This is a genomic window from Halobellus sp. H-GB7, assembly GCF_030848585.1.
Taxonomy (GTDB): Archaea; Halobacteriota; Halobacteria; order Halobacteriales; family Haloferacaceae; genus Haloquadratum; species Haloquadratum inordinatus.
The window spans coordinates 102420-122625 of the sequence record NZ_JAVDDW010000010.1 but is presented as its reverse complement, the minus strand read 5'-3'; the positions used below and the strand labels follow the sequence as shown (position 1 = coordinate 122625).

Annotated in this window: 16 protein-coding genes and 1 pseudogene; 7 read left to right on the top strand and 10 right to left on the bottom strand. The window is 56.3% G+C overall.

What is annotated here, in order from left to right:
- Window positions 1-138: 138 nt before the first annotated feature.
- Window positions 139-2877, bottom strand: a complete 2739-nt coding sequence (locus RBH22_RS14880; protein WP_306678020.1) for an HAD-IC family P-type ATPase — start codon at window positions 2875-2877, stop codon at window positions 139-141.
- Between the two features lie 115 nt (window positions 2878-2992).
- On the bottom strand, window positions 2993-3874 hold the full coding sequence (locus RBH22_RS14875) for a universal stress protein (protein ID WP_306678024.1): 882 nt from the start codon (window positions 3872-3874) through the stop codon (window positions 2993-2995).
- Between the two features lie 715 nt (window positions 3875-4589).
- Between RBH22_RS14875 and RBH22_RS14870 the strand changes: the two genes are divergently transcribed.
- Window positions 4590-5018: a hypothetical protein gene (locus RBH22_RS14870; RefSeq protein ID WP_306678019.1), complete on the top strand. Its 429-nt coding sequence runs from the start codon at window positions 4590-4592 to the stop codon at window positions 5016-5018.
- Between the two features lie 242 nt (window positions 5019-5260).
- Here the strand turns inward: RBH22_RS14870 and RBH22_RS14865 are convergent, their stop codons facing one another.
- Both RBH22_RS14865 and RBH22_RS14860 read right to left on the bottom strand, forming a co-directional pair.
- Window positions 5261-6529: a hypothetical protein gene (locus RBH22_RS14865; RefSeq protein ID WP_306678018.1), complete on the bottom strand. Its 1269-nt coding sequence runs from the start codon at window positions 6527-6529 to the stop codon at window positions 5261-5263.
- A gap of 445 nt (window positions 6530-6974) precedes the next feature.
- Complete coding sequence (locus RBH22_RS14860) at window positions 6975-8753, bottom strand: transposase (protein ID WP_306678016.1); 1779 nt, start codon at window positions 8751-8753, stop codon at window positions 6975-6977.
- A 272-nt stretch (window positions 8754-9025) separates the two neighbouring features.
- Between RBH22_RS14860 and RBH22_RS14855 the strand changes: the two genes are divergently transcribed.
- The gene (locus RBH22_RS14855) at window positions 9026-9736 is read left to right on the top strand and encodes a winged helix-turn-helix domain-containing protein (RefSeq protein ID WP_306678014.1); all 711 of its coding nucleotides are present in this window, start codon (window positions 9026-9028) and stop codon (window positions 9734-9736) included.
- Between the two features lie 5 nt (window positions 9737-9741).
- Here RBH22_RS14855 and RBH22_RS14850 read toward each other — a convergent pair whose 3' ends face one another.
- The 6 genes from RBH22_RS14850 to RBH22_RS14825 form a co-directional block, all read right to left on the bottom strand.
- A complete protein-coding gene (locus tag RBH22_RS14850) occupies window positions 9742-10866 on the bottom strand; it encodes a PD-(D/E)XK nuclease family protein (RefSeq protein ID WP_306678013.1) in 1125 nt (374 codons plus the stop codon).
- A gap of 91 nt (window positions 10867-10957) precedes the next feature.
- The gene (locus RBH22_RS14845; protein ID WP_306678012.1) at window positions 10958-11962 is read right to left on the bottom strand and encodes a Cdc6/Cdc18 family protein; all 1005 of its coding nucleotides are present in this window, start codon (window positions 11960-11962) and stop codon (window positions 10958-10960) included.
- Window positions 11963-12115: 153 nt separating this feature from the next.
- Window positions 12116-12283 carry a hypothetical protein gene (locus RBH22_RS14840; protein WP_306678011.1) on the bottom strand — a complete coding sequence of 56 codons (168 nt, stop codon included), beginning with the start codon at window positions 12281-12283 and terminating at the stop codon, window positions 12116-12118.
- 466 nt (window positions 12284-12749) lie between these two features.
- Window positions 12750-13109, bottom strand: coding sequence for a hypothetical protein (locus RBH22_RS14835; RefSeq protein WP_306678010.1), 360 nt, complete (start codon window positions 13107-13109; stop codon window positions 12750-12752).
- 845 nt (window positions 13110-13954) lie between these two features.
- Window positions 13955-14446 (bottom strand): hypothetical protein, encoded by a 492-nt coding sequence (locus RBH22_RS14830; protein ID WP_306678009.1) that lies wholly within the window; start codon window positions 14444-14446, stop codon window positions 13955-13957.
- Window positions 14447-15256: 810 nt separating this feature from the next.
- Window positions 15257-15679, bottom strand: a complete 423-nt coding sequence (locus tag RBH22_RS14825; protein WP_306678008.1) for a TRAM domain-containing protein — start codon at window positions 15677-15679, stop codon at window positions 15257-15259.
- Window positions 15680-16298: 619 nt separating this feature from the next.
- Here RBH22_RS14825 and RBH22_RS14820 point away from each other — a divergent pair.
- The 5 genes and pseudogenes from RBH22_RS14820 to RBH22_RS14800 form a co-directional block, all read left to right on the top strand.
- A complete protein-coding gene (locus RBH22_RS14820) occupies window positions 16299-17450 on the top strand; it encodes a MarR family transcriptional regulator (protein WP_306678007.1) in 1152 nt (383 codons plus the stop codon).
- A gap of 133 nt (window positions 17451-17583) precedes the next feature.
- Complete coding sequence (locus tag RBH22_RS14815) at window positions 17584-18048, top strand: DUF555 domain-containing protein (RefSeq protein WP_306678006.1); 465 nt, start codon at window positions 17584-17586, stop codon at window positions 18046-18048.
- A gap of 266 nt (window positions 18049-18314) precedes the next feature.
- A complete protein-coding gene (locus RBH22_RS14810; protein WP_306678005.1) occupies window positions 18315-19286 on the top strand; it encodes a ParA family protein in 972 nt (323 codons plus the stop codon).
- A gap of 1 nt (window position 19287) precedes the next feature.
- Window positions 19288-19830 carry a hypothetical protein gene (locus tag RBH22_RS14805; RefSeq protein ID WP_306678004.1) on the top strand — a complete coding sequence of 181 codons (543 nt, stop codon included), beginning with the start codon at window positions 19288-19290 and terminating at the stop codon, window positions 19828-19830.
- Window positions 19831-20052: 222 nt separating this feature from the next.
- Window positions 20053-20175, top strand: a pseudogene (locus RBH22_RS14800) (IS5/IS1182 family transposase); the annotation flags it as partial.
- Window positions 20176-20206 lie beyond the last annotated feature (31 nt).

Here is a 20206-nt window from a genome sequence, read left to right as displayed (position 1 = left end):
GGGGGCGTACGCATTCGGAATTATGGGACTGTTCTTCGGTCCCGTCGTCCTCGGGGCACTCAAAGCTGCCCTCCGCGTCGGCTTGGATAATTGGTCCCAGCTCGACGAGAGCGACATCGGTTGATCAACCGATCGTAATCAATCGAACAACAGCTCTTCGAGTCGTGTCCCCAGCTTCGGAGTCCCGAACCGACGGCGAAACTCCAAGAGCACCTGCCCGGCGCCGAGGGGCAGCAGGCTCATTCCGAGCACGACGAGCCAGCTTTCGAGACCGATGGGGGCGGTGCTCAGTGCCAGCGAAACCCCCGGCAGGTAGACGGTGCCGATCACCAGCAGGGCAGACAGGCCGAGGGCACCCCAGACGTACGCGTTCTTGGTGACCTCGTTGCGCACGATGCCGGATGTGGGTTCTCGCATGTTGAACACGTGCCAGAGTTGGGCGAACGCTAGCGTGAGGAACGACATGGTGACGACCTCTTCGGCCCCCATGCCGCCGGCGTACATGCCACCCCCGATCACGAACGCACCGACAGTCGCCACTGCAATCATCGTTCCGTATAGCCCCAGCTCGGTCCAGTGCGTCCGGGTCAGGATCGACTCGTTGGGATCTCTCGGCGGCGTGTTCATTATCTCCTTGCTGCCTCCGCACGCCCCCAGCGCGAACGCCGGGAAGATGTCAGTCACGACGTTGAGAAAGAGGATCTGCAGCGGGAGCAACGGCAGCGGAAAGCCCAGCAATGCGGCGATCAGAATAGCCAGCAATTCACTGAGATTACAGGACATGAGATACAGCACGAACTTCCGGATGTTCCGGAAGATGATCCGCCCCTCCCTGATGGCGTGGTAGATACTCGTGAAGTTGTCGTCCCGGAGGATCATGTCCGCCGCCTCCTGAGCCACTTGCGTTCCTCGCTGACCCATGGCAACGCCGATGTCGGCCCGCTTCAGCGCCGGCGCGTCGTTGACCCCGTCGCCGGTCATGGCCACGATCGACCCGACTGCCTGGTGAATTCCGATCAGGTCGAGCTTGTTCTCCGGGGCGACCCGCGCGAAGACCGACGCGTTCACGAACCGCTCCATCTCGTCCTGAGACAGGTTCTCGGGATCGTCGAGTTCGCTCCCCTGGATGACCTCGTCATCCTCCGGATCCATCAACCCGACACTCCGGGCGATGTTTCTAGCCGTCCCGGGGTGGTCACCGGTCACCATGACGATTCGCAACCCCGCGTCCAGACAGTTCTTAATGGTCGATTTGACTTCCTCGCGTGGTGGATCGATCATGGCGACCAACCCGAGCAACGACAGCTCCTCGTACGGCGGGTCGTCCGTACTCTCGACCTCCTTCCTGGCGAGAGCGAGAACCCGCAATCCGTCTTCGGCCATATTCTCGCTCTTCTGGATCCACTCTTCTTTGTCATCTTCCGAGAGGGGGTCGGTGCCGTCGCCCGTTACCAGCCGGGTCGACGACTCGACTACCGCCTCCGGCGCACCCTTCACGGCGACCCTGTAGCTCCCGTTTAGCTCGTGGTAGGTCGCCATCATCTTGACGGACGGATCGAACGACACCTCGCGAGCTTCGGGCATCGACTCGAGGAGACCGTCCCGATCGATCCCGGCCTTCAATCCCGCTATCAGGAGGGCAGCTTCCGTCGGATCACCCGCTACGGTGGGCTCGTCGTCATCCACGGTCACGGAGGCGTTGTTACAGAGGACGCCCACCTCCAGGGCTTCCTGCAGGGCAGGATCCTGTGGCTGATCCCGCTCCTCGTCGCCGTGCTGGAACGCACCCTCGGTGTCGAGTCCGGTTCCGGTGACGGCGACCGGACCGTTGGCCAGCTCGTACTGGCTGACTGTCATCTCGTTCTCCGTCAGCGTGCCCGTCTTGTCGGTACAGATGACGTTCGTCGAGCCCAACGTTTCGACGGATCCGAGGTTGTTGATGAGGGCGTTGCGGTCCGCCATCCGCCACATCCCGCGCGCGAGCACGAGCGTGGCGACGACCGGCAGCCCCTCCGGAATGGTCGCGATCGCCAGTGCGATGGCCGTCTCGACCATCAGATACAGATCCTGTCCTCTGAGCCAGCCCGATACGAGGACGATCGCAGCCACGACGAGCAGGAACGGAACGAGTTTCTGCCCGAGGCCATCGAGCTTCTGCTGGAGCGGCGTCTTCTCCTCAGCCTCTCCCTGCAGGGACGCCGAGATCTTGCCCAGTTCCGTGTCCATCCCCGTGGCCACCACGACCGCTTCCGCGGTCCCCCGCGTCACGCTCGTCCCCTTGTAGAGCATGTTCTCCCGCTCGGCGAGTGGCACGTCTTCCTCGAGGACGTCGCTCGTCTTTCCGACGGGAACGGACTCGCCGGTGAGGGCCGATTCGTCAGCCTGGAGCTTGGAGGGCTCGATCACCCGAAGGTCGGCCGGAACGACGTTCCCGGCGTTGAGGACCACGATGTCCCCCGGAACCAACTCTTCCGCGGGAACATCCCTCACCTCCCCCTCACGCCGAACGCGAGCCTCGATCTCGACCATCTCCTGGAGGCTCTCCATTGATTTGAGCGCCCGCATCTCGGTGACGAACCCGATGAGTCCATTGATCAGGAGCACGACGAAGATGGCGACACCCTCGACGTTCTCGTTCAGTGCGAAGGCTGCCACTCCCGCCACCGCCAGCAACAGGACGATGAAGCTCTTGAACTGGTCCGCCAGAACCCCCCACCAGCCCCGCTGTTCGGCTTCGCGCAACGCATTCGGGCCGACCCGCTCGCGCCGCGTTTCGGCTTCGTCCTCGTTCAGCCCCTCGTCCGTTGAAACCTCGTAGTGATCGAGGATCTCGTCCGACGACCTGCCCCACGGCGTTTGAATCGAATGTTCGTCCATCTCCAGCGGAAAAGACCCTGAGAATGGCTACGGTCGATAACCATAAAAAATACCGTGCGTGATTCCCACCCCACTATTCGCACCAGTTCCAGTCACGAGAGACAGGCGATAGCTGCTACGTTTCGGTCGCAGGTGTCCGGACCGTCAACACGGGAATGGGAGACGTGCGGACGAGGTAGTCAGTGACGCTGCCCAACACGTATCGATCGAATCCGGTTCGCCCGTGAGTACCGACGACGACGAGGTCGATATCGTGTTCCTCGATGTACGTGAGGATCACTTTGTGAATCGACGGGCCGTATTCGACGGTCTTGGAAGTCGATCCGATACCAGCGTCGACAGCGAATTTCGCCGCTTCGTCGAGTAGCTCTGTTGCGCTTTCCTCTAGCAGATTCATCTGTATATCTGTCCGAACGTCGACGCCCAGAACGGGGATGACGATGGCCGAGAGGAGGTGTAGTGCTGCTCCCTCAGCATCTGCCACGTCAACGCCAATTGCAAGTGCCTGATTCGCACAGTCGCTCCCATCAGTCGGGACGAGCACATCCTGATATGGGTGCGTGATACGAGCATCGTCGTTCGGCGAGAGGGTGAGTACAGGAACGTCCGCACGCCGGACGACTCGCTCGGTCGTGCTACCAAGCAAAAACCGTTCGAGTCCCCGACGCCCGTGCGTTGGCATGACGACGAGGTTGACTCCCTGTGTCTCGGCATAGTCAATAATTGACCGATACGGCTCGCCTTGAGCTACTTCTGTGACGGTATCGACTCCCCGTTGATGGGCACGCTCAGCTGCCTCACTGACAGTTCGTTCACCTTTCTCTTCGAGTGAATCCCCGCTGTCGCTCTGGAGGTTGAGGACGCCACCCTGTGTCGTGTCTACGACGTTGAGGATGTGGAGTGTGGCATCGTGGGTAGTCGCGATGTCAAGGACATGGTCGAAGGCAACCGCTGCCCCGTCGCTTCCATCGGTTGGAAAGAGGATTTGCTCGAACATGGCGTAGCTAACGATGGAGAGCAACAAAAAATCAGGCAGACCTCTGAGGTCGCGAGCCTGTGCCAGTCGCACGGTGAGAGTGTCTGTGAGAAATCCTTGGCGTAGAGAAGAAAAATGGATCAGGGGACTTCCCCTGAGCGACTCCAAGTAGATTCAGACTCTGAATGCCCTAGTGTATTGATCTGAAACAGATGGAGGAGCGAATATCCGAGTCCTCGCTCTCCGAAGATGTCACAAGATTACCATTGCAGATACACCGCCGATTCAAGATGGTGTTGACCTACCGAACTTCTGTGGTAAGAATCGCGCTCGTAGAGTTCGAGACAAAAATGGACGTGGCACCGCTCCGGCTGGGAGGAATCTATGAGCGCAATTCGACGTCAGGTAGCACCTACGAGGTTGACTAGTGGACTAAACCTATTGTCCAGAGCATCAGAATACGAAGACGCTTGATCAATGTGACCGATACGCGCTCTTTGTCTCGCATCTCTCATCATAGGCGAGGCTTAGCTGTCGCATAGCGAACCCGCGCTCTCTGAACCTCTCGTGGGCGAGAATTTACCTTCCTGAATCGGGCAGAGGGCGGATCAGTAGATCCACTCCTCCCCACAGGTGCCTCAGGATGACCGTGACCGATTCATCGACGACTCCGAATAGTGAGATCGAACACCAAGCCCAGGACGATGTCCGTACCACGCGGGCCCGAGAGGACGACATGGACGTTGCACTCGTTCACCGAGGCGGCTGTTACGAGGTCGACTCGGCGTCGGGCAACACGTACGAAGTCGATCTGCTAGAAGAGACGTGTACGTGTCCCGATCACCGGAACCCAGAGACACCGACGCCCTGCAAGCACGTCCAGCGGATCCAGCTCGAACTCGACGCAGGACGGATCCCCCGACCCGATGGACGACTGCCGGAGACAGCATCATCGGAGCACTCTCTTGCCCACGAGTCGGAAGTTCACCTCATGGCAACACTCAGAACTAGGATTCAGGAGCGAGAGGAACAAATCGCCACGCTCCAGGCTGAGATTCAGGCGCTCCAGTTCGTCTGTGATGTCGCCGACGCAATCGGGGAAGGCGAAGAGTTCGAACTCAAGCAGATCTTGTCCGATGAGTACGAGCCAGCGAGTCAGTGCTAGTTCTCTTCGGAGGAGTCCCCACCGCGGTCATCAATCTCTCCACTTGCGATCTCGAGTGTCTCCTGCAGGTTCCCGTGATTCGCCCCCCCCTGAAATCCATCCTGAAGACATCACCATACAGCTGCAGGGTGCGTATGAAATCCAGTGAGGCTGATCATCTTTGAATTGCTAACCGTTCATATCTGCAAGTTCGGGATCTATCGGAGACGAACTCCACCTCGCCTCGTCTGCGGCAATCATTTTTACGTCGAAACCTCCCCGAAAGCGTCCTCAAGACGCTCACGCATGTATTCACGCCGGAGTCGTCGCCGTCGCTCCGGAGAGAGATACTCCTGAAGAACGACTTCGGCGCTTGCACTCCCCTGTTCGGCTGCGATCTCACCGACTTCCTCGAGAATGGCCTCCTGGGTGGTGGAGTAGGCGTCGTACCAGAATCGCCGGGCCATCTGTGGGACCGGCTTCGTACCGGCAATATCGTCGGGGAGGCCGGCTCTCTCAGCGAGGTCGTCGAATCGACTGAGGATCGTCTGTCGCGTCCGGTGACCCGAGGCTGAACGAGCAGACGGAAACAGATAGCCGTTCCATGAGTCCCGTTCGCCCAGTTCGGCAAGTCGGTCAACCGCCGCATCCCGACCGAAGAGGATCGATACTTGGCCGGGACCGTTCTTTCGCTCCTCAAACTCTACGTGTGGGACATCGGCATCCGGCGGATCCAGCACGAGCTGTGAACGGTGAAGAGCCGCTACTTCGCCCGACCGAAGACCCCACCCACACAGTGCCACCACGAGGAGTCGTCCGCCCGCGCTCGTGGCCGTCTCGTAAAGCGCTCGGACGTGGTCGGGATCAAGCGCGGGGTTCGAGGGACTCTCGTCGGTACCGTTCGCTCGGCGGCTCCACCGGTATTCGTCTTCGAGACCGGCGACGGGATTGACCGCCGCCCGCTTCCGTCGGACCAGATGGGCATACCAGTCGTCGACGGCCTCGTGAATTCGGCGCATCGTTCGTGGCGCTAACGCCTCATCGAGTCGGTCGAACGCCGCCCACGCGGCGTCAGTGGCCTCGTACGCGGGAACGTCACCGTCACGGGAAACGGGGTCCAGTAGGTCACCGGAGTCGTTGGCGTCACGATAGGCCCGGACGTACTTCGCGATCCGGTAGCGGAGCGTGTCGGCAGAGGATTCGCTTAGTTCGCCGCGCTCACGTTGGCTTTCGATGTACGCTTCCAGCAGATCGACAGTCGATTCGTGACTTGTCCCCCAGTCGTAGCGCTCCGCATCCTGCTTGAGATCGAGGTCGTCGCTCCAGAACTCACCGAACGTCCGGTCGTGGTACTCCCGTAGTGCATAAATTAATCCGCGGAAGCCGTTGGCAGACAGCCACGAGTGGGTCGGTCGGTCCGCTTCGGGGTCGAGTCCGTCCTCGCGCATCACTGGCGCGATGGTACTCCAGTAGGTGTCGATGAGTTCATCGAGATCGAGCAGAGTCCACGAGATGTCGTCGTCACTCGACATCGTATGCTCGTCGCCGGCGTCGCTCACGATATCACGTCTCCATCGATCCAGTGCAAAGGGAGCCGCCGCACTGCGGTTCGGGGTAGATCTGAGTCTGCCATTCTCGGTCGGGTGAGACGTTCAGTCAGATATAGTATAATATTTGGGGCTGTCCAGACCCCTACAGTCTGTTAACTCAACGGTTGTGGACGATGATTAATGCGCCCAAGGAATAAACTATATGTCGCTATACCAATTCCGGTGGTGGGAGTTCCGAATCCCGGTGATTTGCTGTACGGGATTCCCAGTTTCAACCGCTATCTACCCAGCTTCACCACCGAACCACACCGCAAAACCAGTCACGAACCAGACAATTCACCGGAATCCCTCAAAATCACCGCGAAAACACGACTACTGCGTACTGATGGCTCTCACGAAAACTGCTGCCCCGAAAACGAAATACGGGCTATATCAGCCGTGTCAACCGCCGCTGAATATACCTGCGGAACCGCTCAGCAGTAATCCGCGGCTTTGACCGGAACTCTATATCCAACCCGGCTTGCACGAGGAAATCCACCATCAACCACGCATTGTACAACAGCACTGCGAACCCGAAGTGCCACAACCGCACCTCGAATTCCTTCGATGTAGTCCACGCAGCGAACTCCTTGATCTTCTTGTACGCCGTTTCAATCCCACCACGACGGTTGTATTGCTCGACCTTCCGCCGGGTCTGCCGACGGTCCACCGCAAGCTCATCATCAACGTGGGTATTCGTATAGAAAGGCACCGGCTCACGGGTATCCCCATCAGCTTCGCCGGTCTCCTCGTCAGAATCCTGCTTCTCACCGAACCCGTACTGTTCCTCATCAGGATTGCCCGGCATTCCGACGAGATTCGTCGTGACGCTGTCGTTCGACACGCCGTGCTTCACCGCACCCCGAACTGTCCAGTCCTGTTCAGTTGCGATGATGCCACGTTCAACGTCCACATTCCGCTCTAACCAGCGCTTCGTCCGGTCGTTCCGTGGTGCAGGCATCATATACCGGAGATTGTGCTCCTCAAATGCGGCGATTGTATCGGTACTGGCGAATGCCCGGTCAGCATACACGCATCGTGGCGTCACGTACTTTGACGTGATCCCAACCAATTCACGGACAACATCACCGTGAATGACGGTCTTCTCTTGCTCGCCTGAATACGCATCGTTAGCAATCTGCTCGGCGTTCCCGACTGGAAGCATACCCACGACCATGTGGACGCCGTCACCGACGAGTGTTGCTGTAGCGAACTTGTGACACCAACTGTACTGTTTGTGGTCTGGTGTTCCTGTCACCCACTCCATTTCCTCGCGGTCCCCGTAGTAGGCGACGTATGTAATGTCGATTGCCATGAACACCGGGTTAGGGAATTCCGCATGCGGCTTGATGCGCGTGACCGCGCGTTCAGCTGCGCGGTTCACCATCTTGGTAATCGCTTCGATGGAAAGTTCTTGGATCGGGTCTAGAAGCGTTTCTCCGTCCGGGCCCTCTTCGTGGAATGGGGCATCGAGTGCGATGTCTTTCTGTGCGGCGAGGCGGTCACCGTTCGTCTCTGCAGCGCCATGCGCAGCGGACCCGTTAATCCCCATCACAGTCATTAACTCCAACAGATCCTCTTCGTCGTAGATTGCTTCCTCGGGTCGTGGCAGATCCAGCGCTGGGAAGACAACGTCAGCCATTTGATCCAGCACTTCCTTCGTTTTCTTCCGCAGCAACCGCTGCTCAGTCCGCTTCGACATCCCACCAGTTTCCTCAGGATTCAACCCGGTGTGCCCGCCGATCGGGCTGCCACATTCCGTAGCAATCTCATCAATATCCTTTGCGGTACGGTCAATCGTGTCTTGCATGTCTTCGAAGCGTTCGCGCCACGCACGAGCGAACGTATCACCGTGCGGGATGTCGTCTAGATCATCGAATCCGAATGCCGTAGCAATCTCCGGGTTGTCCTCTAGGCGGTCAGAAATGCCGGTCACGGACTTGTCTTCAGTTTTCGCCCACAACACCGCGAGAAACATCGGCGCGAAGTCGTTCGTTTCGTCGTGCCACTCTGCGTACGGATCTCGCCGCTGGTACTGTGATACGTCCAGTTCCCGGGCGAGTTCCGGCCAGTCTGTCCCGGTTTCGATCACGTCGTCGGCCTGCTTGGCGAGTGAAGTGAGTACCCGCTCCAGATCGAGGTCATCGATACTCGGCCGGTCACTCATTGCCCACCACCCCGTAACCGCGGTGATAGGCCAGTCGTGCCGGCGGACAGGTGTTTTGTATCGTGTGCATAGCGATTCCGTCAGTCTTTACTCCAGTTTGGAGCCTAAACATCCGCGTGTACTTTCCGAATATATCCATATAAACGACCGCAGAGAGGCTGCTTCTCCAAGATCCTAACTGCCGCGAGATTGGAACTGCAAGAAATTTGGAAACAGCTTCGATTTGGAGTTAACTATGATTCACTTGTACCCAGCGGTCGTGTAACAGCGTAATGGCGGATAGCGACGAGTACGAACCGTGTGAAACGATTTGGAAATTCCTACAGTTAAAAGGGAGTGTCGGGCTGTTAGCCTTGCTGTATGAGAAACCGCGAACGTATTCGGAACTGGAATCGGAAATCGAGATTACCTCATCAACCATTTCACGCCGACGCATCGACGCGAATCACCACAACTTACTCAAGACCGATCTGGAAAGTGACGAGCACGGCACGAAACACGTGTACAAGTTGACCGAGATGGGAGAGTACCTAACACGCCAGATGGCGCATGAAGGCATCACCAGTAGCTACCACAAGATGCGAGATCATCAGAAAACGATTGAAGAGAAGACTGAGAAAATCGCTGACTGGGTAGAACAGCACCCGGAAAAACTTCTGCATTTCCCTGAAGGAAAAGAAGGACGTGTCGCACCCAGGGAAGACACTGAATTACCACCGGAATTAGAGAAAGCACGGGCTGCCAGAGAGGACTCTAACGAAAAGACCAGTTCCGGTAGTGACGACGTTGAGAAGTCCGACACCGATAATACGGATGACCAGACGGAGACTGGTGGTGAATCATCTGACCGGCCGTTATCTCCCAGCGATAAGATACCAGATGACGCTGAGACATCGGGCGAAGAGAAGACGCAAGGTACGTTCGAAGATATACCTGCGGGTGAGACAGAGTCCAGTCAAACTGACGGTGAATCTGACTCGTAACCGGGTTAGTCCTTACTGGTGTTGGGTTGGGTGTCGGGTTCCGGGCCGCTCAGTGTCACTAAGTCGTTCTCACGAGCGCAGGCAGGGCAGAGCGGCAGGTCTGACGTGTCGCCGTCCCAGTCTACGGCATCCCACGCGTACGTCTCGCTACACCGCGGGCACGACCAGTCATACGTGCCGTACTCGGCAGCCAAGTCTGGGTATGTGTGGGCGAGGGTCGGTGTGAGCCGCGCATCCGCGTCCGTATGCGCGTCGAGGTATTCGACGAGTGCGTCCCGATCGTACCCGTCGAACACCGGGAGTAACCCTTCCGGTCCGATGTCCTGGTACGGCGTGTCGGCCTGCCCACAGCGATGCTTGAACGAGCAGTACGTACACTCCCAGTCCTGTTCCGGGTCAGCTGGCGGTAACTTATTGGCCTGCTCGTAGGCGGTTTGCGTGGCCATCCAGTCGACGACGCGCTGCCAGAAGTCCGGGTCGAACATGACTTGGAAGACGCGAAGGTCGAGTGTTTTCCGCGACCCGTAGATGACGAGTCCCTCTGTGACAGGGTGGTCGTGCTTGTCGTTGAGGGCGTGTAGGTAGGCGTGGAGTTGCGCCTTGTGATGTGGTTTCGGCTCGGTCAGGTGGTCAACGTTAGTTGTCGTTTTAATCTCCGTGAGGAGTGCCGGGTCGCCGTCTGTAGTCACGACAGCAGGGTCGGTTGCCCCACGCACCCGTAACTCAGTACCATCACCTACGACGGTGGTATCGATCCATAGTGAGTTCTGTATGTACAGACCGTCCGGCGTTACGTCCTGTAGGTATGGGACGATGATGTCCTCTTCGAACGTGGATCCGATCCAGAAGATCCCGTCCGGTGTGGTGCCTTCTCGCGGTGCGTTCTGCCGGGCGTACATCGCCTTCCGGTGACACTGCAACAAGTTGCTCGGCGTGTGCCTATCCGGTGGTTTCGGCGGTGACGGGCCGTTGAAATACGGCTTCCCATCGAGTAGATTCTGCTCGATTTGTCGTTCATCGTACCACTCGCTGAACCCACGGTTCGAAATCGCTTCTATAACGGTGTCACGAGTTGCTTTCGGGACCGCGTGGTCTGGTTCGGTCTCGGTATTGGTGTTGCTCGGCGGCATTCGTACAGGAACACGTCGTGACCGTCCGGGTTATGGATCGGCGTGTGACTTCCGAAACCCACCAGCATACACGGCAACTCTGCTGGGTTTATCAAGTACAGGCGCGGTAGATACGGCCTTTCGTGTTTCCCTCGGACTCGATGAGATTGTAGTGTTCGAGCTTCGAGAGATGATTCCGAACGGTGCGTTTGGTCTTCGGATCAGCAACCCTGTCTTGGTATTCATCGTAGAGCGCCTGCGGTTCGATAGTTCCGTGGTCGGTAATGATGTCGTACAGGATTTGCTGGTGGTCTGTGAGGCGGTCGATGGTTTGCTGTTGGATTTCCGATTTCGTTTCCGGAACCACGCCTTGGATCACGTCTGCCGGGATTGCATCGAGGCTGTTTTCGTGCGCGTGCCGCGCAGCGTTCCGCAGAATACCGATGGCGATCCGTGCATCGCCGGCCGCCTTCGCAGCAATCTGATTCAACCGTCCCTGAGTGATTACGTTCGGTGCGAGACCCCACTGGACGCGATCATCGAGGATTGCAGTTAACTCCGAATTGGAGTACTGGTCGAAGTGAATGCGTGTTGCAGTGGTGAGTCTACTGGTGAGACGATCATCGATTTCTGCGAAGACCTCGGTTTCCTTGTTGGCGATGAGAAGCATCGTGAGATTCTGGACACGATAGAGATCGTACAGGAGACTCTTGTCTTGGAGTTGGTCGACTTCGTCGAGGATAACGACGTATGGTGGGCCGGTGTAGTCTTTGAGCCGGTCGAGCAGCACGTCCTTCGGCGTGGATTGCCGGTGAATGTCGATGGTGTCGTTGATACCGTCAAGGATGCTGTAGAGGGTTTTGAAGCGGCTGTAGTCTTCCCAGCAGTTCACGTACTGGTAGTTCACGTCGACGACTTCTTGGCGGAGTCGTTCAACGGTGAACTGCGCGATACAGGTCTTCCCGGTTCCGGACGGCCCGTAGAGGAATGCGGGGTCAGCTCGTGCACCGTCGGTGAGCGGGCGCAGCACGCTGGACAGCGTGTTGACCTCGGCATCTCGGTGTTTCACCTCGCTGGGGATGAATTCCGGCTGGAGTACGCGGGCGTCCGTTATCATGGACTGTCGACACAACCCGCCACCGTATTAAATGGAAGTGTGTCATTTCCGAATCTTCCGAATTCGTTCGTGGAGTTCTGGTATTGGGTGTCGAATTAGGCTCGTTTGCGTTTCATACAGGAGATCATAGATCGCCCAGTACAGAGTGTGTATTCAGCGATTCACGCCGTAAGCAGTAATTGCCACACCTGCCGAAACAAGAAGAATACTGAGAGGAGCGAATACGTGGTCTGACCCAAAAAATTCCAAAACGAATAGCCCCAGTAACGTCGCTTGCGCGCCTATGAAGAATACCTTGATATTGGCCGGCTGATCGTCCATAGCGTAGTATTATTCCATAGATGGAAATTCGCTCTGGTACCAGTGCATCCTATACTTGACCGATACGCAACCCAACTTACCGGCTGTTTCACTCTAAATCGAATGGTGAGAATCCGCCTCGATGTGGTGAGTAGCTGCGGTAAGTGCAGAGGCAGACTTTTTCATATAGATATAAGTAATAAGGGTAGATGTCCGCCACTAAGTTCCCGTCCTCATGGAGTGACCCCCGATACGTTGCGGCTATCGTTAGCGTGATCGCTACCGGTGCGCTCTACTTTTATGCCGCCCTCACGCAATCTGGTCTAACTATAGAAGAAATCACGCTTGTTATATTCGCTATTCTTCTCCCAACATCAATCGCATACGAAATCACTCGTCGTTTGTGAACTAACTACAATCCGCTTTATTGAGGGGACTCACGGACCGCCCAGTACAGGGAAGTCAGAGATCGCTCAATACAGAGTTCCTACCTTCCGCTAGCCCGTTCACCGGCGTCTTGGATTTTACCGTAGGCAGGTGCAAGCACGTAATCCGCGACACCGAGTGCAACGATGAATCCCGCCATCCGGAGTCCGCTGAAACCAGTGTCGGTTCCTACGTCGATGAGAACGACCAGTCCAGCCATCCCGATTCCAACCCCGATTCCGACAGTCAACTCCCGGCGATATTCACCCCACCAGACGATGATACCAGCAACCAGCAGCACGATACCACTCACAACCGCATCGACACCGAACGACAGCCCGCCGAAGGCCAACCCACCGAGTACCAGTCCGATCCCTACCCGTTGGAGTTGTTCGACTGTATCGAGTTCTTCTTCACTCATACCATACACTTCACCGGGTGTTCACAAAACCCTATGGACTATAGAGCTTTTAGCGGTCAATACGCACACCGACTGAGCGGCTGTTTCAGACCAAATCAGTTGAGGAGAACCCGCCTCGATGTGGTGAGCAGATTCGGTAAGTACAGGTGACCAACGTTCGGTACAAAAGAGCAACCAAATGATTATCTCCGCTCAAGAGAGATATTGGATATGGAATTCCTTTCGACCTACAACGGTATCCTCATCCGTTACGGACTCTACCTCTTGATTTTCTGGCCGACTGTCGGCTATTATGTCTACAAGAAATCAAAGGAACAGGGCCTGTCGCGCCCTCAAGTTAGAGGCGTTGTCTTAGGATTTCTCGGCATCCCCGGTTTGCTCATCCATCTGTGGTACGTCCAATCTCAGAATTAACGTGTTTCAACTCGGCTTTGAATAGGAATAGGGACAGGTTTAGGCTGTATTTGTAGTGTCAGAGTCGGGATTCAAAAGCCGATACAACCCGATACCGATGATAAGACCGATTACTGCACCTGCAGGAATAGATTCATAGTATGGGATATTACTGACGTACCAGACAGCGGCTCCGACTAATGCCCCCAATATGATGAGTATGGTAACGGTTTGGTTTCGAATTGTATTTTGAAGTGCCATCGTTCTTCTCCTAATGATTGTATGCCTGCTATCATCTTAAACACCGCTATAAATTCGCAGTTTTCAGCGGCCAGACGTTACAGACGCGGATATGTTTGAAGAATAGGATTTTAACAGAGCCGGTGAAGTGTATAGGCAGACTCGGTACTCTTTGCTGTAGATCATAATAACAGAACATTCTTGCCACAACACTACGGTCTGTTAGAGGGATCAGAGAATATTAATTCATTTTCGTACTGGGGAATTGATGTCGTAATCGCTATCCCACCATAGTCCAACAGTCGGTACTCCCCATTGTATGCACCCCAATTTTCAGTCCAATTCAAATCAAGCGATCCGCTAAATCCCCCACGTGCAACGGGCTCAACCCCGTCCATTGATTTGATCATATCAACTTTTTCATCAATCGCGTCGTGGTCCCAATCTAAGTTGTACTGTTCTGCATAGGGCATTACCAACCATAATCCGTTCTCCCCACTACCCACGACTGGAACGACGTGGTCTTGTATAGGCCCGTAGCGAGAGAGAAGTATTTCCCGCCAGTTCTGGAGTAAGCCAGAGTCATCAAACCCATCTTTCTTCTTTGATCGAACCAGTTTCACAACGTATCGTCCCTCTCCGAGTACCCAGTCAGAAGGAAGTTCATATACAAGCCTTCCAGCACCAGAATCGTAGATCTCCATTTCGTTTTGGACTTGACCTCTCAGGGAGTCCTCACTAGGTTCTGATTCATATTCCGTGTACCTATTGATATACCCATAATATGTGAGCCTGATTCGGGTACGGAGAGGTATCGGTGAGGGGGAGTACAAATCTGATGAATTCATGTTTCTGGTGAAGTTCAATGAAGTGGGGCGGTCAGTCAGTTCTAATTTGGAGTGACATCCAATTTCGGATAAACCTCAGGCGATGCAGATCACTCCCTGTTAGACACGAAGCCACCACTTGCTTGTCGCGGACATCAACCCGATACCGATCGTGATCGCGTGGGAGATAACCAGGTCGGTAAGCCCGGCTGCAGTAAGCAGCTCGTCAATCGGCCACGGCAGGACTTTCGACATATAGAACCCCACCACACTTGGATTGCTGCGTCAACCGATCCAGCACCCACAAGTCCCACCAGTAGCGTGAGTGCTGAGATGATCGCCCCGCCGTGAATGTACATATTGACGAGGCCGGCTTTCGACGTAGCTGTCCCTGCTGCGTAGTTCACCGCTCCCCGGTTCCGCCGCATCGTACCGACCCTTACGACCTTCAGGACAATAAGTTGTCGAGTAGATGTAACTTGTCAATGCCCGTCTCAACGGCTCACTCACTGGTTTCGAATCCCGTACAGCAATTTTGGCATCCGCAACTACAGCGGTGGCCTGGCAGTGCGTTTCAGCAACCCCATCTCGTGTTATAGAACTCTGCGTAGAAAACTAGCAGGAGGCCCATTCTGTCAGTACCTGCGGGTTCCAGCTCGTCCGCTGATCGTAGCGAAAAGTACGAAATTACTCGTAGTAACTCAAGCGATCGACAACCTCGGCAAAAGCAACATTCTGCCGTACATCGGTAATCTCAATTTTGACTCGCTCACTCGCTTTCGTATCGGGAACGATCACGACGAAGCCACGCTCAACTCGAGTGATGCCATCGCCTTGTTCGCCGATATCCTCAATTTCAACTTCCCGAGTCTCACCTTCTTCGACCGGTGGTTCCAGTGACTCACGCTGGGTCTGTGATCTCGTTTCGGCCTGTTCACTCTGTTCTGGTTCGCTCTGTGTCGGGGAAGAGACGAGTGCGACGCGATATGTTTCTCCTTGCTGTAGATCGCCCAATTGTAGTTCGCGCTCTGGAACATGGATTACATATGACCCGTCCTGTTCCCCAATCGAAGCTGAAAACAGACATTCAAGTTCTTCGGAGATCTCCATTAGTAGCCTCTGGGTAGCGTAATAGAGCAGAACACTTGACTCTGCTGTCGTTGCCGTACTCTGAATTCACTCGGGACTCACGACATCATCGCAGAGGGGACACTCCGCCCAGATACCGGTCGCTCCGTTGTTTTTCTCATATTCAACTAAAATATGTGCGGCAGAAATGACCTCATCACACTCGGGGCATCGCCCATGTGTCCGACTATTGTTGGTCATTAGGGGAGGGAAGGGAGCGTGTGACAATTTCCCTTCCAACTGGCCGTAGAGCTATCTTCTGGTGTAAGCTTTGTGTGGACTAGTACCTGAGTGTCCGCCAAAACTAACTCCCTCGCAACTCGAATCCCGGCGATGAGCATCCGGACAGTACTCGCTCAACTACTCGGTGATGCTGGGCCGACTATTGTAGTCGAGTGCCGTCACTGTGGGATGACGGTTACTCCCGAGGTCGAAACCTGTCCCGAGTGCGACGCGACCGAATTCTGCTGGTACGAAATTCCGGAATAGATGCCACCGTTGACTTGTCGGTAGGTAAGCCCACGAAACCCACTGTAGTCTCACCTGCTCTCGGCGCAACGGCTATTCGCACTCACATCCTCTCCGTAGGCAGTGATCGACGATGACCCCCGACGAGTTACTCCGTTCACTCCTCGACTCGCGGGGGAAAGCGGGTATTTGCTCTCCGGATAAAATACCTGACCCGACCCGTATCAGAACGCTCGATGCGCTCCGCAAAGAGGAACTCTCAGTTCGAGAGCTCGCAGACCGAATCAGCGTAACTCGTCAAACAGCATATCGAGCCTGCGAGCCGCTCGAAGAAGCCGGATTAATTCGTTCTGGGCCTGCAAGACTCGCGCTTACGTGTTCTGGTGAGGTCGTGAGACGGACCTACCACGACCTCTGCAACGAAACCGATAGCAACGGTCTCGTCCAACTCGCTCGGTCACCACACAAACAGTGGGTTCTCCGAGCGCTCAAACGCACCCCAGCCCGAAAAGCGACGCTCGCAACAACGGCGACGCGAGAAAACGGGCCCTCACGAACGACGATCCATCGAATACTCAACCTCTTCACGTCCGGGGGATACGTCCGTGAGCAGGCTGGTGCGTGCGAGTTGACGAGAGCAGGACATCGTCTCCTAGACGCGTATACGAAATTCAGTGGCGTGATCACCCAAGCACTCGAGAAACGGGACGTCCTGCGGTGGCTACCGTCGACGCTCGATACCCTCCCGATCGAGGCCTTCGATGGAGCGAGAGTCATCCGGAACGCACCGGATCAACCACACAACGTGCTTAGCGCGCTCACCCAGTGTGTCGACACGGATATCGAAATCTTCCGTTGGATGTCTACGATCGCGAGCCCGGCTCTCGTAGCCGCATATTGGCCATTATTCCAAAACAGCGGTACTGACGCGAGAGTCGTCTTCACCGAACCCGTCTTAGCCGCGTTCACCGGGGGAAGCGCTACCGTGCAAGCCCTGCAGGAGTTCGGCTCGTACGTCGAAAAAGAGGCAACACGGCAGAGGGGAACGATTCGGTGCGTCACTGGCCCACTCTCGGTCCACCTCGCAATCTGTGATGAGACGCGCGTAATTCTCGCCCCGGCACCGACAACAGAGATGACGGATGCAACGGCAGCAGGACTCGAATCGACCGATTCAGCAGTGGTGAGGTGGGCGACAGCACTCTTCGATACAAAGTACGCTGAGGGAAATCCTCCCGATGCGCCTTCTGTAAAGCAAGCGAAAGGCCGCAGTACTCACAACTAACGTAGAGCAGAACGAGTCCGAGCGGTTCTCAGAAGCTGTACGAACAGGGGATCAACTGTGGAAAATTCGTTGCACGACTCGTTACAGTGTTTAGGGAGATACATAATTCAACTCAGTTGCCATGTGAGCAGACATGGCCGAACGAAGTCCAAAAACTGCCCCGGCCTGGAACCTCAACTCCACCGACCAGAGTGAGGGGGACGACCGAGACGACGAGAGAGATCACGAATCGACTACCGAGAATGGCTTTCCTGGCGGTTATACCGTCGTGCTCTCCTTCGGCTGGGTCGTCCGAGGAGCCGAAACCGGGCAGGACGCGATCAATATCGCCGTCAGTGAGGTCGGGAGACGTATTGGAGCGCCGGGTGAACGGACGCGCAGCGTCGATATCAGTGTCCAGCAGATCGGATGCCACAGCTGTGGCACCGGATCTGAAGCACTCCTACTGGTTTCAGAAACCGCGCTCGTCGGACTGTTCCTCGAGGTCGTAGTCGATGCCGAGGATCCAGATACCGCCGAAAAGATCGCTAGACGCGAGGTCGGGCCGCACCTCGATAACACCCCGCTGGCGTCCGTCGACATCGCGCCGGCAGACTGAGAACCAAGTTCGAGCTGGTTGGTAATCCGCCTCCGTATGCCGATTTTTCCGATCAGTCTGCTGGATCATAATGACCCATCATACCGTATATAAGCACTAATCAACCAGACCAACTACTGAGACTGTCTACTAGGACTAATGACTAAGAGTGATTGGTCAGACCAATCAGTCAGTCTTAGTACCCACTCTTATCGACCATCACATGTAGTTAGACAGGATGATTTGTCTGACGGAACTTTATGAGTGACTGTGCCGAACGCTTGGCCATGCAAGCCTATACCGTCTACAACCAGTCGGGCGGCCAAGGGAAAACCACAGTCGCTCGCGATCTCGCAGCGGCCCACGCCGAGGTGGGTCAGCGCGTGTTGCTGATTGATATGGACGCACAGAACGGTAGCCTCAGCAATTACCTCGGAGTCGACGACAACAAACGGAATCCAGAAGCCGACGATCTCACCTTCCACCTCGTTGAGCAGGGACAGGGAGAGTTCAGCGATCTAATCCGCACGGCCGAGCCCAACGTCGACGTCCTTCCATCGCACAAGCGGCTCAACCGCGTCGACGAGTTCCTCGACTCCCACGAGAACTACATCGGGCAGACGAAGCCCGACGACTGGGAGTATCCCCGATACGAACGGCTCCTGACCGTTCTCAAGGAGAACGGCGTACCGAGTGAGTACGACGTGGTGATCGTCGATCCAAACGCGAAGGCCGATACTGTATATTACATGGCGCTATACGCTACCCGGAACGTAGTCATTCCCGCCGTGCCGACCAGGTCGGGCTACGAGAGCATCGATGGGGTTGCCGACAGCGCACAAGGCTTCGCTGAGAATCAGGACATCAACATCGGACGTACAGCGGTCATCCCCACAATGGTCGATACTCGCAAGGGCGATCACAAGGATTACGCACGGAAACTCCGCGACGAGTACGACGCGCCGGTCTATTTCAAATCGTTGAGCGCGTTCGAATCGGCCGAGGAGCAGTACGTCTCCATCTTCCAGCTGTTCAACGAACACCGGAGCCGAATCCGGAAGTCCGAGCGCAATATCCTACCGAAGTATCGGACGCTGGTCGCGACGATCTGTGCGACGTTCGGCAACCCGCTTCTCGAGGAGGCTTGGGACGGCGAGAAGCTGTTCACGGGCGACGACTTCTGGGGAGATGTTGAGATTCCGTTCGCAGACGCCGACGTCACCGATGGGACGATCGACCAGACTGCGGGGGTGAACTGAGATGGGTGGATCTTTCGAATCCGGCGCCGGCGATGATCCGAACGACCTCTTCGCGAGCGACGAGGAGGAGAACGAAGAGGCGGAAGAAGGCCGGTCGGAGCAAGTACAGGAAGCAGAGAGTGAGCCGGTGACGAGTACCGAGTCGGACAGTAACGGGAGCACTGGAGCAAGCAGTGCACGCAGTAGGACGGGCGAGACGGATGAGGCCGCCGGCTCAGACGACGGGGTTATGCTCGAGGTCGAATCCGAGACGGAGATCGACGCAGCGCGACTGGCCCGTGAGTTCGTCCCCGAGACTTACGAAAAGCCCCACGCCTGGGCACTCGGACGCGATGGCGTGAACGACGGGCGGGCGGAGAAGAAGACGTTTTTCCTGCAATCAAGCGTGCTTGATCTCGAGGCAGCCTGCTCGCAGGAGGTTAATGAGATACTCGATGGAGACGTTCCTCTGACCGATCTCCGGGAGCTGGCACTCATTCTTGCTTATCATCAGCCAGAACTGTTGGCAGAAGCAGCACGGGAGTGGGGGGCGGAAAGTGCATAAAATGTGATGGACATCATCGTGTAGGTTCGTAGTGAGGGTGTCATAGAACGGTTACCACACCAAAGAGCAGGATGAACGCTGAGGTGGAATGAGTTCAGCGACCCTGCAAGACGATCCTTCGGTAGAGACGTTGTTCGATGTCGCGAAGACCGAGACGCTAGCGTTGTTTGAGCACCTCTGCTTAGAGTTTCTCGAAGAGTTCGACGCGTTCGCCCCGGCGGGCACGCCCGAGGCCGCGTCCACGCACGAGCGCAGGTGTTCCTCGCGCTGTGCCTTCGCCTCGTCGTCGCTATCACCAACTACGAACGAGGAGACAATCCAGGAAGTACCGTGATCACGGTGTGAGAACTCTTCTATGACACCCTCGATGGAGTAG

Excerpts from the sequence above, each read along its gene's own strand:
- RBH22_RS14880 (WP_306678020.1), bottom strand. The coding sequence starts at position 2,877 with ATGGACGAACATTCGATTCAAACGCCGTGGGGCAGGTCGTCGGACGAG.
- RBH22_RS14875 (WP_306678024.1), bottom strand. The coding sequence starts at position 3,874 with ATGTTCGAGCAAATCCTCTTTCCAACCGATGGAAGCGACGGGGCAGCG.
- RBH22_RS14870 (WP_306678019.1), top strand. The coding sequence starts at position 4,590 with ATGGACGTTGCACTCGTTCACCGAGGCGGCTGTTACGAGGTCGACTCG.
- RBH22_RS14865 (WP_306678018.1), bottom strand. The coding sequence starts at position 6,529 with ATGTCGAGTGACGACGACATCTCGTGGACTCTGCTCGATCTCGATGAA.
- RBH22_RS14860 (WP_306678016.1), bottom strand. The coding sequence starts at position 8,753 with ATGAGTGACCGGCCGAGTATCGATGACCTCGATCTGGAGCGGGTACTC.
- RBH22_RS14855 (WP_306678014.1), top strand. The coding sequence starts at position 9,026 with ATGGCGGATAGCGACGAGTACGAACCGTGTGAAACGATTTGGAAATTC.
- RBH22_RS14850 (WP_306678013.1), bottom strand. The coding sequence starts at position 10,866 with ATGCCGCCGAGCAACACCAATACCGAGACCGAACCAGACCACGCGGTC.
- RBH22_RS14845 (WP_306678012.1), bottom strand. The coding sequence starts at position 11,962 with ATGATAACGGACGCCCGCGTACTCCAGCCGGAATTCATCCCCAGCGAG.
- RBH22_RS14840 (WP_306678011.1), bottom strand. The coding sequence starts at position 12,283 with ATGGACGATCAGCCGGCCAATATCAAGGTATTCTTCATAGGCGCGCAA.
- RBH22_RS14835 (WP_306678010.1), bottom strand. The coding sequence starts at position 13,109 with ATGAGTGAAGAAGAACTCGATACAGTCGAACAACTCCAACGGGTAGGG.
- RBH22_RS14830 (WP_306678009.1), bottom strand. The coding sequence starts at position 14,446 with ATGGAGATCTACGATTCTGGTGCTGGAAGGCTTGTATATGAACTTCCT.
- RBH22_RS14825 (WP_306678008.1), bottom strand. The coding sequence starts at position 15,679 with ATGGAGATCTCCGAAGAACTTGAATGTCTGTTTTCAGCTTCGATTGGG.
- RBH22_RS14820 (WP_306678007.1), top strand. The coding sequence starts at position 16,299 with ATGACCCCCGACGAGTTACTCCGTTCACTCCTCGACTCGCGGGGGAAA.
- RBH22_RS14815 (WP_306678006.1), top strand. The coding sequence starts at position 17,584 with ATGGCCGAACGAAGTCCAAAAACTGCCCCGGCCTGGAACCTCAACTCC.
- RBH22_RS14810 (WP_306678005.1), top strand. The coding sequence starts at position 18,315 with ATGCAAGCCTATACCGTCTACAACCAGTCGGGCGGCCAAGGGAAAACC.
- RBH22_RS14805 (WP_306678004.1), top strand. The coding sequence starts at position 19,288 with ATGGGTGGATCTTTCGAATCCGGCGCCGGCGATGATCCGAACGACCTC.